We start from the raw sequence: 16,032 nt of genomic DNA on the forward strand, positions 1-16,032 counted from the left end.
CGAGGTATCCATGTCCAAACGAGTCATCCACGCCCCTCAGGGCACTGATCTTTCCTGCAAGAGCTGGCAGCTCGAAGCGCCGTTCCGCATGATCCAGAACAATCTGGACCCCATGGTGGCTGAAAAGCCAGAAGACCTGATCGTTTACGGCGGCATCGGCCGAGCAGCCCGTAACTGGGAGTGCTTCGATACCATTCTTGAGACCCTCAAGACCATGGAAGACGACGATACGTTGCTCATCCAGTCCGGCAAGCCCGTGGGCGTGTTCAAGACTCACAAGACGTCCCCCCGTGTTCTTATCGCCAACTCCAACCTCGTCCCTCACTGGGCGCACTGGGAACACTTCAACGAGCTGGACCGCAAGGGCCTGATGATGTTCGGTCAGATGACCGCTGGCAGCTGGATTTACATCGGCTCTCAGGGCATCGTGCAGGGCACGTACGAGACGTTTGTCTCCATGGGCCGCAAGCACTACAACGGCGACCTTAAGGGCAAGTGGATACTGACCGCTGGTCTTGGCGGCATGGGCGGCGCTCAGCCCCTTGCAGCCAAGTTCGCCGGTGCCTCCATGCTCGCCATCGAGTGTCGCGAAAGCCGAATTCAGAAGCGTCTTGATACCGGTTACATCGACATGAAGGCTGATTCCCTCGAACACGGTCTGGAAATCATCCGCGAAGCCTGCGCCAAGGGCGAAGCCGTCACTGTCGGCGTCCTCGGTAACGCAGCCGAAATTTACCCCCAGCTGGTCAAGGACCGTGTCCGTCCCGATGCAGTCACTGATCAGACCTCTGCTCACGATCCGCTCAACGGTTACCTGCCCGCAGGTTGGACCGTGGAAGAGTGGGAAGAACGCCAGAAGACCGATGAGGCAGGCGTCATGCAGGCTGCTCGCGAGTCCATGGTGCCGCATGTGCAGGCTATGCTGGACTTCCAGAAGATGGGCATCCCCACCTTTGACTACGGCAACAACATCCGTCAGGAAGCCTTCAACATGGGCCTCAAGGACGCATTCGACTTCCCTGGTTTCGTGCCCGCCTACGTGCGCGACCTCTTCTGCACTGGCCACGGCCCGTTCCGCTGGGTGGCGCTGTCTGGCGATCCTGAAGACATTTACAAGACCGACGCCAAGGTCAAGGAACTGATCCCTGACGATCCGCATCTGCACAACTGGATCGACATGGCGCAGGAGCACATCCATTTCCAGGGACTGCCCGCCCGTATCGCATGGGTCGGCCTCGGTGACCGTCACCGCGTTGGTCTCGCCTTCAATGAAATGGTCCGTAACGGCGAACTCAAGGGCCCCGTTGTCATCGGTCGTGATCACCTCGACTCCGGTTCCGTGGCCAGCCCGAACCGCGAGACCGAGGGCATGAAGGACGGCTCCGACGCTGTTTCCGACTGGCCGCTGCTCAACTGCCTGCTCAATTGCGCTTCCGGCGCCACTTGGGTTTCCTTCCACCACGGCGGCGGCGTGGGCATGGGCTATGCCCAGCACTCCGGCCTGGTCATGCTCTGCGACGGCTCCGAAGAGGCCGACGCCAAGATCAACCGCGTACTGTACAATGATCCCGCGACCGGCGTTATGCGCCACGCAGATGCCGGCTATGAAAAGGCCATCAACTGCGCCAAGGAAAAGGGCCTCAACTTGCCCATGATCAAATAGTTTGGGATAAAGAAGACCGGGGGACTGCTTGCAAAGGCTCCCCCGGTTTCCTTCTCAATCTTTTTGGAGAGGAACATGGCGGCATTACTGATCAAGAATCCCAGTCAGATAGTCAGTCCTCGTCCGGGCATCATCCGGGGCGAGGGGCTGAAGGATTTGTCGGTGCGTACTGGCGAATCCATATACATCGTGGACGGCTCCATTGAAGCCATCGGTCCGCTGGAAGAATTGTCCTTCCGCGCTGAAGCGGACGGTGCAGAAGTGATTGATGCTACGGGCAGGGCGGTTGTGCCGGGCTTTGTGGACAGTCACACTCATCTGGTTTTTGGCGGAAACAGGGCGGACGAGTTCGCCATGCGTACTGCCGGAGCCACCTATGAAGAGATTGCAGCGCAGGGCGGTGGAATTGCCAGCACCGTGAAGTCCACGCGCGAGGCTTCCAAGGATGAATTGAAGGAGCAGGCTCGTGCGCGCTTGAACCGTGCCCTGCGACAGGGGACCACCACCATGGAAGTGAAGTCGGGCTACGGGCTGGATCCGGAAACCGAACTCAAGATGCTGGAAGTGGTGGTCGAGCTCAATGAAGAACATCCGGTTGACCTGATTCCCACCTTCCTCGGCGCACACGCCGTGCCCAAAGGCATGGACAAGGCGGACTACATTTCGCAACTGCTCGACATGATGCCGCAGGCCGCCGGAGCGGCAAAGTTCTGTGATGTCTTCTGCGAGCAGGGATATTTTACGCCCGAAGAGTCGGTTCGCATCCTCGAAAGTGCCCGCGAGGCGGGCATGATACCACGCCTCCACGCCAATCAGTTCCACTCCATCGGCTGCATCGAAGCGGCCATTGAAATGGGAGCGGCCTCAGTGGACCATCTGGAAGTGCTGGGCGAGGCCGAAGTGGCCGCGCTGGCCCAGTCCGATGTGGGCTGTGTCATGCTGCCGGGCGTTTCCCTGTTTCTCGATATCCCGTTTGCGCCGGGCCGATCAATCATCGATTCCGGGTGCATCCCTGTACTGGCCTCGGATTTCAACCCGGGCTCCAACATGTCCCTGAACATGCAGATGGTCATGTCACTGGCCTGCATGCGCATGGGCGTGGCCGTGCCCGAGGCATTGGCCAGCGCCACACAGAACGGGGCCTATGCCCTCAGGCTGGACAAGGTGGGCTGCATCGAAAAGGGCTGGCAGGCGGACCTGCTGCTCCTGACCTGTGCGGACTACCGTGAGATGAGCTATTTTTACGGAGAAAACCACGTTTACGGCGTGATCAAGCAAGGGAGGCTGTCATGACCCCCAAGGCACCGGAAAAGACGCTTGTGCGGCCAGCAGCGCCGCAGTCTTCCCATGATCCCATGGATGTTCTCATGGGTGACGTGGTTTCCTTTGACGAGGACGACTACGGCCTCGCCACCCATGTGCTGATCGGTTGTCCGCAGGACGAGGGCGTCAAACGCAACGGCGGACGGCCGGGCGCGGCGCAGGCTCCCGAGACGGTGCGCCGTTTCCTCTACAAGCTCAAGCCGCCTGTGCGGAACGGCAATGTGCGCCTGCTCGACCTTGGCGACGTGCCTGTCGGCAGTCTGGAAGAGATGCATGACACCCTGCACGCCGTGGTGCGCCATGCCCTGGGCGATGGTAAAATTGTCATGGTGCTGGGTGGCGGCAATGATATTTCCTTCCCGGATGCACGGGCCGTGAGCGAGGTGCATCCCGGCTTCGCGGCCATCAATGTGGACGCGCATCTGGATATGCGTAAATCCGACGTTATCCATTCCGGCACCCCGTATCGCAACCTCATCGACGGTGGGCATCTGAAACCCACCAACCTGTATGAGATCGCCAACCAGCCGTGGGCCAATTCGCCCAGATACATGGAAGATGCCGAAGCTCTGGGAGTGCATGTGGAGACGCTGTCCACTATCCAATCCAAGGGACCGAACAAGTATTTTTATGATCTGTTTGAGCGTCTGAGGGGCATGCCACTGTTTGCCGGGCTGGATATGGATTCGGTCAAGGCCGCCGATGCGCCGGGCGTTTCCGCTCCTGCATCCGTTGGATTGTCATCCAAGGGCCTGCTCTATTTCGCAGACCGTTGCCGCAAGCATGGCAGGACCGCCGTGTTCGAAATCACGGAAGTCAATCCGGCCTTTGACGTGGACGACCGTACTTCCCGTCTGGCGGCGCTTACTCTCTACACATTCATGTTCGGCCAACAGTAGGCCGGAGGTTTATATATAATGAACATCAGCATTGATCATACCCGGTCCCTGACACTGGCCGACATCGTGGCCGTGGGAACCGGTAAAGCCAAGGCGGTACTCTCTGCCGCCACTCGTGAAATGCTCGCAGAGCGTCGCGCACAGATTGAACACGCCATCACCGAGCAGGAATTCCCGGCCTACGGCTTCAATAGAGGCTTCGGCCACAACGTGGACCTGGCCGTGAAATCCGAGCATCTGGCTGACCTGCAGGAGAACCTGATCCTCTCCCATGCCGTGGGAGCGGGCGAGCCCATGGACGAGACCGTGGTACGCATTACCATGCTGCTGCGCGCCAATTCACTGGCTCGGGGCTTCAGCGGCATTCGCCCAGAGCTGGTCGAAGCGATCCTCGATTTGCTCAACGCGGGCATCACGCCAGTGGTCCCCGAGCTCGGTTCCGTTGGTGCCAGCGGCGACCTTGCGCCGTTGTCCCATATCGCCATGGTGGTCATCGGCCGCGGCAAGGTGTTCTACGAAGGTGAGATGATTCCTACCGAGGTCGCCATGACCCGCGCCGGGCTCAAGCCCATCAAGCTGATGATGAAGGAAGGGTTGGCCCTGACCAACGGTGTCCAGTTCATGAACGCCATCGGCCTGTATGTCTGCCATCGCCTCAAGGTGATGCTCAAGACGGCAGCCATCAACTCCGCACTGACCGCGCAGGTCATGCTTGCACCTGATACTTACTACCGTGCAGACTTCCACGCCGTGCGGCCACATCCCGGCTCCACCCGCGTGGCCGACTGGATCTGGCGACTCATGCAGGACTCGCCCATCCGCAACGCGCACCGCGATTTCAAGACAGACGGGCAGGTACAGGACCCGTACAACATCCGTTGCGCTGCGCAGGTGCTTGGTTCGGCCCACGATCTCATTGATCAGGCTGAGAAGTCCCTCGTCATCGAGGCAAACTCCGCCACCGACAATCCGATCCTGCTGCCTGACGAAGACGGCAACCACATTGACGTGGTCTCCGGCGGCCATTTCCATGGCATGCCCGTGGCCGTGCATGTCTATTCCCTCATGCAGGCGCTCGGCGTCATGGCTTCGCTGGCCCATCAGCGTTCGGTCCGCTTTGTCGATCCCACCAAGAACAAGGGGCTCGGCCGTGACCTCAAGTGGCCCGGCCTGTCCAAGGACGAGAACTCCATCTCTTCCGGCATGATGATGCTCGAATACGCGTCAGCCTCGCTCCTCAACTCCATCTGGGGCGATTCCATGCCGAGCCATCTGTTCAACATTTCCACCAACTCCGGGCAGGAAGACCATGTGTCCATGGGGACCGGACTTGCCGTTCGTCTCCTCAAGACGCTGCCCAAGGCAAACCACATCCTCGCCATCGAGCTTGCCTTCATTTTGCAGGGTATCGCCATTCGCAAGCATCTCGACACCATCCCTACTGAAGCAGAACTGCCCAGCTGGGTGGACGAAGAACTTGGTAATTTGAAACACCGCATGAACGGGCAGGGCAAGGGGGTCTTCTTCGACGCCTGTGTGCTCCGTGAACATCCCCTTACTGACGAGGAGAAGAAGTTCAGCCCGGCCTGCGAGCATCTCTTTGATGTGCTCACGGACAGGAAGCTCTTCCCTGTTGTCGAGCATGACCGCTACATGGCCGAAGACGTCGCGCATCTCGCCGATTTCGTGGCTTGCGGCGGAGTGCTTGAGATCGTGGGCGAGAAGTTGGATCTGGACTGGTAAATCAATCAAAAAGGGCGGCCGTTGAGAAACGGCCGCCCTTTTTTGTGCCTTTGTGTACTCAGCCCTCCATGGAAGAGGGCAGTGTCTCTCTACAGCTGACAGGCCGCGCAGTTCGTAGTGTGGCCTGATTTCGTTTTGGCGACGATGGCTGCCTGTATACGGGCTGGCCCTGCTTGCCGATATAAAGCAGGGCCGCATAGCTCACCACCATGAGGACTAGGGAGAGCAGTCCGGCGGTGCCGTAATCCAGCATTTCTGTGTGCTCGAAGATGGCGATGGAGGCGACCCGGGTTTCGCCCGGGATGGAGCCGCCGATCATCAGGGCCACGCCGAATTCTCCGACCGTGTGGGCGAAGATCAGGGCTGCCGAGGCCGTGATGCCGCCCTTGGCGTTGGGCAGAATCACATGAAGGAATGTCTGGCTGTACGTCAGGCCCGAGCATCGAGCCGCCTCAATGATGCCGTTGTCGATCTTCTCGAAGGCCGCCCGCATGGGAAGCACGCCAAAGGGCAGGCTGTAGACAAGCGAGGCGATGACCAGTCCCGAGAACGAGAAGGGCAACTGGGAGCCCGTCAGGTCCATCCACAAGCCCCCCAACGGGGAACTCGGGCTCATGACAATGAGCATGCCGAATCCAAGCACCGTTGGGGGTAACACCATAGGAAGATTGCAGGCGGCTTCTATATACCGTTTTCCGCGCATGCTCCCGGTCGCGAGCCAGTATGCCAGCGGCATGCATACGACAAGCAAGATAGGAGTAACAGCCAGGGCGAGGCGGCCCGTGACCAGGAGCGATGTCGTGTCGAGGCTACTCATACCCGTAACGCGTGATGATCTTCTTTGCTGCGGGTGTGTTGAGCCAGTTCAGGAAGAGCGCGGCGTCGGTATTTTCCTTCTTCAGAATACAGGCGGCCTGATGAACCAGACCGGCGTCGGACACGGTCCAGTATTTGCCGTCAGCGCCCTTGTCAGACAAGGCTTGTGACAGGGCGATGAAAGCCATGTCAGCGGAGCCGGAGTAAGCGTACTGGAATGTCATTCCAACGTTCTTTCCAAAGACGAGCTTGGGCTTGACCGTGGCGGTCAGGCCGTTGGCGGCCATGGCCTCTTCAGCCATCAGGCCATACGGGGCGGTCTTGGGGTTGGCGATGCCAACAACCTTGGCCTGCGGTGAGGCTACAGCGGATTTCCAGTCAGAGAAGGAGGCAAGTTCCTTTTTGCCGGTCCACAGAACAACTTTTCCTTTGGCATACAGCTTCGGCTGTTCGGAGCGTCCATCCTTGAAAAGCAGGGCAGGACGTTTTTCGTCAGCAGCGAAGAAGAGATCGTAGGGCGCCCCTTTGGTGATTTGACCATACAACATGCCCGTGGAACCAAAGGTGCATTTGACGGTTGTGCCGGTACACTTTTCGTACAGCGCGGCCAGCTCCTTCATGGGGGAAGTGAAGTTGGCAGCGCAGGCTATATTGACGGAACCGGCGTGGGCGGTGCCTGCGAACAGGCACAGCAGGGCTACAAGGGAAAACAATCTTTTGAACATGGACATCGGACTCCTCTCTTCAGACATGAAATTGATACGACTCTCCATTAAATGAGCGGACTTTGGGGTAAATGTTGTGTCAAACTTGTATGTTGGCCCCTCATTCACTATGTTCAAGGCGATAATGGCACAATGGTGTCACGCGAATTGATAAATGAGTGACTGTTCATAGGTTGATGATGATCGAGAAAAAGCCCCTGGGCGGCGTTTGCCCGAGAGAATGTTTCAGTGTTTCCGAAGACATCAAGTATCTTGAGCCTCAACAGCTTGGGATGCTCGAAGACGCCTTTCTGCATTGGGTCAAGGACGCCAAGCGGGCGGACAGCACGTTGGCCCGGACCCGAATGTGGCTCATTTTTCAATTGATTCGTCATACCGGGGCGCGGCTTGGCGAGGTGCTGTCGCTGGATGACAGGAGTTGTTTCGATACCCGGAATTCCTCCGTACGCCTCGGCCCGTCCGAGAGGGAACGTGTGGTCCCGATCCCCGAGGAAGTGCTGGCAAACATCATGGATGTGCTGGATGGCCCCATGGGGTGCGGTGCGCGGGGGGATTTCTTTCATGTCGACCCCGGCTATTTCCGCCGGGTTTGCTATGCGCGCGGCAAGGAGTGCGACCTGCCGCGGGAGCTGGCCGGACCCAATGTCCTGCGTAACACCAAGGCCATCGAGATGTTGCGCATCGGCGTGCCTATCACGGTGGTCAAAGAGGTGCTGGGGCAGTCCTCCCTCAACCTGACGGCCAACTTTCAGCTATTCTCGTCAGAGGACATGCGCTCCATCATGCACAACGCGCACGAGACCATGCGCAACAAGACCAGTGCGCGAAATTCCTTCGTCGGGCACATCACGGAAGTCCGAAAAGACGCGGTCATGGCCGAGGTAGCCTTGGAGACGCGTTCAGGACTGACCATCAGGGCGGTCATTACCCGTGACAGTCTGGAAAATCTCAAGCTGCTGAAGGGCAGCCCTGTCGTGGCCACGGTGAAAGCGCCGCTGGTGAATGTGGTGCGGTGTGGCGAGGTTGCGACCGGGAGCGCCCGCAACCGGTTCAAGGGAACGGTGTTGCGAGTGGTCGAGTCTCCGGTCATTGCGGAGGTGGTGGCGCGCCTTGAGGATGGCACGGACATCTGTGCGCTTGTTTCCGGCAGCAGCGCCAAGGAGTTGGCCCTGCAAAGCGGTGATGAGGTGGAGTTCTGGTTCAAGACCCTGTCAGTGGTCTTGAATTCGGTCAGCACCTAAGATCGCGCCAGCATATATGAAAAGAACAAGGCCCGGAGCGTTTGCTCCGGGCCTTGTTTGTTATTTTTCTTCTTCGCCTTCGATGGGCCGGGTGTAACCGCAACCCTTCTTGGGGCAGGCGATGTGCTCGCCCTTGTCTTTGGTCGTCTTGCGCGTGAGGATCGGATGCTCGCACTTGGGACATGGCTCGTTGATGGGCCAGTTCCAGACAGCGTAATCACACTGCGGGTAGGTGGAGCAGGAGTAGAAGAGCTTGCCTCGGCGCGAGGACTTCTCGACCAGCTCGCCTTTGCAGCCTTCCTTGGGACAGGGCACGCCTGTGGAGAAGGGCGCGGCGTAGGTGCAATCCGGGTAGTTGGAGCAGGCGATGAAGCGGGAGCCGGTGCGCGCCTTCTTGAGGAGCAGTTCGCCGCCGCATTCGGGACAGGTGCCGACAACCTTGGGCTTCTCGGATTCGATGACCTTGATCTTGCCGTTCTCGTCGCGCTCGAAGTTGACGATGTTCTTGCAGTCCGGATAGCCGGTACAGCCGAGGAACTCGCCACGGCGGGACTGCTTGATGGCCATGGGGCGTCCGCACTTGTCGCACTTGACGCCGGTATCTTCGGGCTTCTCGCGTTCCACGACCTGAATGTTGCCCTGCTCGTCGCGGGTGAAGTTCTTGATGGTGCGACAGGCGGGGAAGCCGGTGCAACCAAGGAACTCGCCGGTCTTGCCGAACTTGATGGCCATGGGCTTGCCGCAGTTCTCGCACATGATGTCGGTTTCCTGCTGCGAGCGGGCCATCTCGGTGCGGGCTTTATCCAGCGTGGGATAGAAGTCGCCACCAAAGTCATTGAGGAGCCTGATCCAGTCCTGCTTGCCGGCGGCCACGTCATCGAGGAGATTTTCCATCTGCGCGGTGAAGCCGACATCCATGAGGGCCTGGAAGTGTTCCGAGAGCTGATCGGAAACAGTGAAACCGAGTTCCGTGGGCACGAAACGCTTCTCTTCCTGACGGGCGTACTCACGATCCAGCAGAGTGGAGATGATGGCCGCGTAGGTGGAGGGGCGTCCGATGCCGAGTTCTTCCAGCGTCTTGACCAGCGAGGCTTCAGAGAAGCGCGGCGGCGGCTGGGTGAACTTCTGTTCTTTCTTCAGCTCGTTGAGATTGAGGACGTCGCCTTCGGCCAGCTTGGGCAGCTCGGTGTCGTCTTCGGATTTGGCCTTGTCCATGGCAGCCAGGAAGCCAGGGAAGAGCAGACGCTCGCCCTTGGCGCGCCACTGGGTGCGGGGAGCCTTGACCAGAACCGTGGTGTCCCAGAAGGTCGCCACAGCCATCTGGGAAGCGACGAAACGCTGCCAGATGAGGCGGTAGAGCTTGTACTGCTCGGCCGGGAGATAGGATTTGACGTCGTCCGGAGTGATGGTGACGTCAACAGGGCGGATGGCTTCGTGCGCGTCCTGTGCGCCGCCCTTGGTTTTGAAATTGCGGGTCTTGGGCGGATAGTAGTCGCCGCCGAACTTGTCGAGGATCAACTGCTTGGCCGCGTCCTGCGCATCCTTGGCAATACGGACTGAGTCGGTACGCATGTAAGTGATCAGAGCGGTGGTGCCGCGCGCGCCGAGCTCAACACCTTCGTAGAGGCGCTGGGCAATGGACATGGTGCGTTTGGCAGAATAGCCCATGCGACGGTTGGCGTCCTGCTGCAGGGTGGAGGTGATGTACGGCGGCAGGGGAGAGCGCTTGCGCTGCTTCTCCTGCACGGAGTCCACCTTGAACTCGCCGTTCTCCAGCTCTTCCTGCAAGGTCTCGGCCTCGGACTGAGTACCGATGTGGTTGACGCCCGGCTTGACGGCCTTCTCTTCCAGCTTGTGCAGGTCCATCCAGAAGGGCGGCGGGTTGGTGCCTTCGAGCAATACCTTGAACGGCCAGTATTCGTCGGCCCGGAATGCACGGCGTTCCTTTTCGCGCTCCACCAGAATCTTGAGGGCAACGGACTGGACTCGACCGGCCGAGATGCCTCGTTTGACGTTTTTCCAGAGGATGGGGGAAATCTTATAACCCACCAGACGGTCAAGGATACGGCGAGCCTGCTGGGAATCGAACAGGTCCTCGTTGAGTTCCTGTGCGTCCTCAAGGGCCGCTTTGACCGCACGGGCGGTAATTTCGTTGAAGGTGATGCGGCGTACATTTTCGTTCACCGGCTTGATCAGCTCGGCAACGTGCCACGCAATGGCCTCACCCTCGCGGTCGGGGTCAGGAGCGAGGAAGACGGTGTCCGCCTTCTTTGCTGCGGCCTTCAGACGTTTGACCACGTCCTCCTTGCCTTTGATGACTTCATACTGCGGGGCGAAGTCGTTCTCCTCATCCACACCCAGATCGCGGGTGGGCAGGTCACGGACGTGACCGACAGAGGCGTCCACGATGTAATCCTTTCCAAGGAATTTGGAGATGGTTTTAACTTTGGCAGGGGACTCAACGATGATTAAATCTTTCGGCATGCTTTCACTCTTGGCCGCACTGTTGGGGGAAACACAACCGCCTCAACGACCGATTAAATGATTGGGCCGAGGGCAATAGCCCTGCGACACTCCTTTGATGGGGTCGTATGCACGTAGAAACGGCAGGTAGTCAAGCCTCTATATATAGATAATAGGTGAATTGTGTTATTTTCCCGGTTCTGTAATGGATCTTTTCTCTCTTTTTCATGGGGTGGAGAGGTTTTTTATGCAATTATTTTGGTTGCTAAGGAGGTGCTGCAGTAAAAAGAACTGCTACTGGAGTAAATTTCTGAAAATCAAACAGTTGTTTTGATATGTGACAGTATGTTCACGTCATTGTCGCAGCCTGGACATCTTCGCCACGGAATCGTTGGGAAAACAGTCTGGTTTAACCCTAGAAAGAGGGATCGATAACCAATTTGTTTGAAAGGAGATTGTCATGTCTGCTGATATCTTGAACCGTCGTGATTTTCTGAAGCTGGGCGTGGCTGTTGGGGCTGCCGCTGCCGTGACTTCCGTGTCCGCTCCCTCTTTTGCCGCCACTTCCTGCACTTCCCTCTCCAAATGTATGGAGATGACCCCGGTGGAGATGGCCGAGGCTTCCGGTGCCGTGACCGCATCGTGGCGCAACGTCCGTCATGCCGCGGCCGAGATTCGCAACCCCGCCATCCGTCATCGTGTGGAAGCCATTCTGGAGAATCCCGTGCCGACCCTGACCAAGGGCATGGGGCGTTCCGACAAGAAAGCCATCTACAAGGAACTGTCCTCCAAAGGGCTCATCAAAGGCGTAAAGGAAGCAGATTTTCTGCCGCCGGTTTCCAGTTACTCCGAGGCTCCTCAACCTTTCTATTCCGCCCCGGGCAGCGGCTACCAGAGTCACCATTCCTACCCCGGCGGTCTCGCCACCCACACCGACCTGAATGTGCGCGTGTCCATGGCCCTCTATGATGGCTACCGCGACGTCTATAGCTACATGCTGGACCGCGACGTGGTCATCGCGGCGCAGGTGCTTCACGATCTGCACAAGCCGTGGGTCTTCCAGTGGGACAAGAACGGTGAATCCCGTGGCGAGCAGAAATTGGCCGGTACTGGCGAACACCACCCTCTCGGTGTGGCCGAGTCCATCGTGCGCGGCCTGCCCGCCGAGGTCTGTGTGGCGCAGGCATGTGCCCACAATCATCCCCGTACTCCCGAAGACGAAGCACAGGTGGTGGGCTGGATTCAGGCCGCGTCCATCATCGCAGGAGTCGATCCCGTGAAATATGGACTGCTGGAAAAGGGAGGCAAGACCCTGCCCCTGCCGCGTCGTCAGGAAGGGTTCGTGACCCACCTCGGCGACCACGACTGGGTGCTGACCGTTCCGGCTGCCAAATGGATCATTCCGGTCATGGGCAAGGTGGCCGTGCGTGACTACGGCATCTCCGAGGGCGACCTGACCAAAAAGCCGTTCAACCAGTTCCGCAATTATGTTTTCTCTCAGGCTCCCATCATGTCCCTGTACGAAATCTACGCCGCACAGGGCGAAGCCGAGCTCGTCCGTACTGTCCACTCCATTGTCGCGCCAGCCTAGCGACAATTGGGTTTCCTCCGTAAAGAAAGGGGGCCGGCGCACACCGGTCCCCTTTCTGCGTATGTATGTTTCCCTAGTGACCTAGAAGTCCGGAAGCGGCACGTCCTCGCCGAGACTCAGGCTGTCCAGCGCCTGCATCCGCTCCATGTGATCGAAGTGTTTGAAGAAGAACTTGATGTCATTGCCCATGGCGTTGCCGGTACGGGAGGCATTCCATTCCTGTGCATAGATGAGCGATATCCCGCTGCCCTGATGGTGCTGGCAGGTGACCGTGCCGCAATACATGACCTTGTACCCTTCAAGGCAGAGGGCCATGTCGTGATCCATGTCGTCCACCTGTGAAGGGGAGAAGCGAATGTCGAAGCCCGCAGGAATCTTGTTCACCGCGCTGGTGCGCAGCAGGTGCTGACAGCCCATGACGCTCCGGGTCTCGCGAATGACATCGTACACGCCGTTGTCGTATTGGTCCGGCGGCGCAGGGATGGAGAGCTTAAGGAGACCGTGGGTGGCCAACGCTACGTGTCGATACAGATACTGGAAGGGCGAAGGCGTCTGCGGATGGACGATCTTGCATCCCACCACGGCGACCTGATCGTCGGCCTCGGCTATGGTCAGGAATTGGGCCAGCCAGTCCTTTTGCAGGACCACATCGTCATCGATGAAGGCGATGTACTTGCCTTCCTGCACTTCCGGCAGATGCATGAGCCAGTTGCGCGCAGCAGGGGCGCCAATGTTTACATGCAGTTCATGCAGCTTGACCTCATTATTCTTGAAAAGCGGCAGCACGCGGTCTACCTCCTCTCGACTGTGGTCGGTGCAGCCGTTGAGCAGGATGTGAATTTTTGCTTTGCCTAAATCCGTCGTTGCTAGACTTTCCAAGGTCTGACCGAGCATGTCCGCCTTGTTCCACGAGTAGACGCAGATGCTGAACTCGCAGGAGTTGAGCAGGGCGGTGTCCGGAACAAAAGGATTTTCCAGTTCCCGAATGCGCAGGCGGATTGGCGTCTGACGCGGGTCTTGGGCAAGGGAGGCTCGATAGAGTTCCAGTGCCTGCTCCTTGTCGCCCTGTTCAACGAACATTTCGGCGGCAAAATTAAGTGTGGTCTCTCGCAGGTTCGGCTTTTTGAGTTTGTCCCACAATTCCATGGCGCGGCCATAGTCTTTCATCCCTGCGTGGTGCTGGAACAGGGCAACTTCCCAGTCACGGCGGAGGGCGGGCGGGCAGGTGAAGGCCTCGCGCCATTCTCCTTGCGTGATGCCGAGTTGCCGATCCACATGCAGGGCAAACTGTGCGGCAGTGATGTGTGATGGGTGAGCCTGAATGAGCTGAGTGATGAAATTCCGGGCGTCTTCGGCATCGGTCTTGAGATTCAGCGCGGAGATCTGGTCGTAGATCTCCATGGATTGGTTGTGCTCTTTCATGAAGCCGATACGCTGGGTAATATGCGGATTGCGCGTCAGGTTCTCTACCGCAGCCAACAGGCCGGGGCGGAAGGGACGCATCTGAACGGCCTTGTCCAGCAAGTACAGCAGGGCCGCGCTTGCTTTCTGATTCCTTATCGTTTCCGGGTCGTTGGCGAGTCGTTCAATGAAGCAGAAGCTGATGGTTTCGTCCATGAGGAACGAATGAATATGATTGCGTATGTACAGCACCATCTCGTCGAGAGTCAGTTCTTCGAGCTGGTCCTTCATGCCGTTTTGGAAAATCTGCAGATACCGTTCGTTCATGTCGCTCCTTCTTCCTGTCGCGTGTGACTTGTGATCCGTGTTATCGTCCCGTTTTGATAATGGCTTTAGCCTGTTGCGGAAAAAGTGCTCTTTTGGTGTTCAAAGTGACGATGTAGACTATTTCTAGACTTAATGGTCTGAAAAAATTGCCATTTCCTCGACTGGTTTACTTCAGGCAAAAAATCAGGTGGTTACAGGTAACAGAGTCATGTTATAAGCATACTCAGCACGCACGATATCAGGAAAATTTCATTAATTCATTAAACTAAATATCAAACGGGTCGATAAGGTCTGTGAGGGCTTACGGCCTGGAGTTGTTGAATATTATGAGCGAAAGAAAGCAGGAACTGGCCGAGAACGTGGCCCGAGTAAAAGAAGATCTGGCCGAAGCGGCCAGGAAAGCGGGCCGACAGGTCGAAGACGTGACCCTGGTGGCGGTTTCCAAGATCAAGCCCGCCAGTGATGTCAGGGCGTTGGCCGAAAGCGGCCAGCTGGATTTCGGCGAGAACTATGTTCAGGAGGCTGTGGCCAAGCAGGAAGAACTGGTCAATCTGGACCTCAACTGGCACTTCATTGGCGGGTTGCAGTCCAACAAAGCCAAGTTCGTGGCAGGAAAATTCGGGCTGGTACATAGCGTGGATTCACGTAAGCTGGCCCAGGCATTGCATAAAAAGGCTTCAAGCCTCGGGGTGGTTCAGGACATCCTCATTCAGGTGAACATCGCGGGAGAAGTTCAAAAGTCCGGAATCACAGTGGAAAATCTGCCCGTCCTGGCCGATGAGGTCATGGAAATGGACGGAGTGCGACTCGTCGGTTTGATGACGATGCCGCCGTTTTTCGATGAACCCGAGCGGGCGAGGCCCGTTTTTGCCCGGTTGAGGCAGCTCAAGGATGAGTTGGAAAAACAGCTGGGTAAAAAGTTGCCGCATCTCTCCATGGGCATGACCGGAGACTTTGTTCCGGCCGTGGAAGAAGGGGCGACACTGGTGAGAATCGGTACAAGGATTTTCGGGGCCAGGGCTCCGAAGGTATAAATAACGCAAGGAAGCGGTTGGTATGGATCTCGGAACTGTCATTGGCATCGTGCTTTCGTTCGGTCTGGTCGTTGCGGCCATTCTGTCGGGATCAAGCCTGATCATCTTCATCTCGGTCCCTTCGTTCCTCATCGTCGTGGGCGGTACTTTGGGCGCGGCAATGGTCAACTACCCGCTGGGGTATGTCATTGGCGTGGTCGGCGTCATCAAGAACACGTTCTTTTCCAGCCTGGAATCCCCCACCGAAATCATCGATCGATTCAAGGATTACGCCAACCGTGCCCGCCGCGAAGGTATCCTCTCCCTGGAGCCCCTGATCAAGGAAATCGACGACGATTACATGCGCAAAGGGCTCCAGCTCACGGTTGATGGTCTGGAACCTCAGACCATTCAGGAAATCCTCGAAACGGAGATTTCTTACCTGAGCGAACGTCACGCCACCGGTGCAGACGTGGTCGCCGTGCTCGGCACCCTCGCGCCGGCCATGGGCATGATCGGTACTGTTATCGGTCTGGTGCAGATGCTCCAGACCATGTCCGATCCTTCCACCATTGGCCCGGCCATGGCGGTGGCGCTGCTCACCACCCTCTACGGCGCGATCCTGTCCAACCTCGTGTTCAACCCCATGGCGGGTAAACTCAAGGCGCGCAGCAAGGAAGAAGTCCTGCTCCGCGAGATGATCATGGAAGGTATCCTGTCTATCTCCAAGGGTGAGAACCCGCGTATCATCGAAGAGAAGCTGAACAGCTACATGCCGCCCAAGGATCGCGTGGCTTCGGAATAACCCTCCACCCTGACCGGGGGAT

12 protein-coding genes are annotated in these 16,032 nt (G+C 57.9%); 8 read left to right on the forward strand and 4 right to left on the reverse strand.

Annotated elements, in window-relative coordinates:
- Window positions 1-10 precede the first annotated feature (10 nt).
- The 4 genes from hutU (at window position 11) to HFN16_RS07595 (ending at window position 5,628) form a co-directional block, all read left to right on the forward strand.
- A complete protein-coding gene (hutU, locus tag HFN16_RS07580) occupies window positions 11-1,663 on the forward strand; it encodes a urocanate hydratase (protein ID WP_168890181.1) in 1,653 nt (550 codons plus the stop codon).
- 75 nt (window positions 1,664-1,738) lie between these two features.
- On the forward strand, window positions 1,739-2,956 hold the full coding sequence (gene hutI / locus HFN16_RS07585; protein WP_168890182.1) for an imidazolonepropionase: 1,218 nt from the start codon (window positions 1,739-1,741) through the stop codon (window positions 2,954-2,956).
- On the forward strand, window positions 2,953-3,885 hold the full coding sequence (locus HFN16_RS07590; RefSeq protein WP_168890183.1) for a formimidoylglutamase: 933 nt from the start codon (window positions 2,953-2,955) through the stop codon (window positions 3,883-3,885). The genes hutI and HFN16_RS07590 overlap by 4 nt, the downstream gene beginning before the upstream one ends.
- A gap of 18 nt (window positions 3,886-3,903) precedes the next feature.
- Entirely contained in the window at window positions 3,904-5,628 is a 1,725-nt protein-coding gene (locus HFN16_RS07595) for an aromatic amino acid ammonia-lyase (RefSeq protein ID WP_168890184.1), read from the forward strand.
- Between the two features lie 58 nt (window positions 5,629-5,686).
- On the opposite strand, the gene modB is transcribed toward HFN16_RS07595, so the two are convergent.
- Together modB and modA are read right to left on the reverse strand one after the other, a co-directional pair.
- Complete coding sequence (gene modB, locus HFN16_RS07600) at window positions 5,687-6,445, reverse strand: molybdate ABC transporter permease subunit (protein ID WP_168890185.1); 759 nt, start codon at window positions 6,443-6,445, stop codon at window positions 5,687-5,689.
- Window positions 6,438-7,169, reverse strand: a complete 732-nt coding sequence (modA, locus tag HFN16_RS07605) for a molybdate ABC transporter substrate-binding protein (protein ID WP_168890186.1) — start codon at window positions 7,167-7,169, stop codon at window positions 6,438-6,440. The genes modB and modA overlap by 8 nt, the downstream gene beginning before the upstream one ends.
- A 176-nt stretch (window positions 7,170-7,345) precedes the next feature.
- On the opposite strand from modA, the gene HFN16_RS07610 reads away from it, so the two are divergent.
- Window positions 7,346-8,410 (forward strand): TOBE domain-containing protein, encoded by a 1,065-nt coding sequence (locus tag HFN16_RS07610; protein WP_247648473.1) that lies wholly within the window; start codon window positions 7,346-7,348, stop codon window positions 8,408-8,410.
- A 60-nt stretch (window positions 8,411-8,470) separates the two neighbouring features.
- Here HFN16_RS07610 and topA read toward each other — a convergent pair whose 3' ends face one another.
- Window positions 8,471-10,894, reverse strand: coding sequence for a type I DNA topoisomerase (gene topA, locus HFN16_RS07615; protein ID WP_168890187.1), 2,424 nt, complete (start codon window positions 10,892-10,894; stop codon window positions 8,471-8,473).
- A 439-nt stretch (window positions 10,895-11,333) separates the two neighbouring features.
- On the opposite strand from topA, the gene HFN16_RS07620 reads away from it, so the two are divergent.
- Window positions 11,334-12,464 (forward strand): twin-arginine translocation signal domain-containing protein, encoded by a 1,131-nt coding sequence (locus HFN16_RS07620; RefSeq protein WP_168890188.1) that lies wholly within the window; start codon window positions 11,334-11,336, stop codon window positions 12,462-12,464.
- 81 nt (window positions 12,465-12,545) lie between these two features.
- Here HFN16_RS07620 and HFN16_RS07625 read toward each other — a convergent pair whose 3' ends face one another.
- Window positions 12,546-14,192: a glycosyltransferase family A protein gene (locus HFN16_RS07625; protein WP_168890189.1), complete on the reverse strand. Its 1,647-nt coding sequence runs from the start codon at window positions 14,190-14,192 to the stop codon at window positions 12,546-12,548.
- Window positions 14,193-14,518: 326 nt separating this feature from the next.
- On the opposite strand from HFN16_RS07625, the gene HFN16_RS07630 reads away from it, so the two are divergent.
- Both HFN16_RS07630 and HFN16_RS07635 read left to right on the forward strand, forming a co-directional pair.
- Entirely contained in the window at window positions 14,519-15,226 is a 708-nt protein-coding gene (locus HFN16_RS07630; protein WP_168890190.1) for a YggS family pyridoxal phosphate-dependent enzyme, read from the forward strand.
- Between the two features lie 22 nt (window positions 15,227-15,248).
- Window positions 15,249-16,010, forward strand: coding sequence for a MotA/TolQ/ExbB proton channel family protein (locus HFN16_RS07635; protein ID WP_168890191.1), 762 nt, complete (start codon window positions 15,249-15,251; stop codon window positions 16,008-16,010).
- Window positions 16,011-16,032 lie beyond the last annotated feature (22 nt).

The sequence above is a fragment of the Pseudodesulfovibrio sp. zrk46 genome (assembly GCF_012516435.1).
GTDB lineage: Bacteria > Desulfobacterota > Desulfovibrionia > Desulfovibrionales > Desulfovibrionaceae > Pseudodesulfovibrio.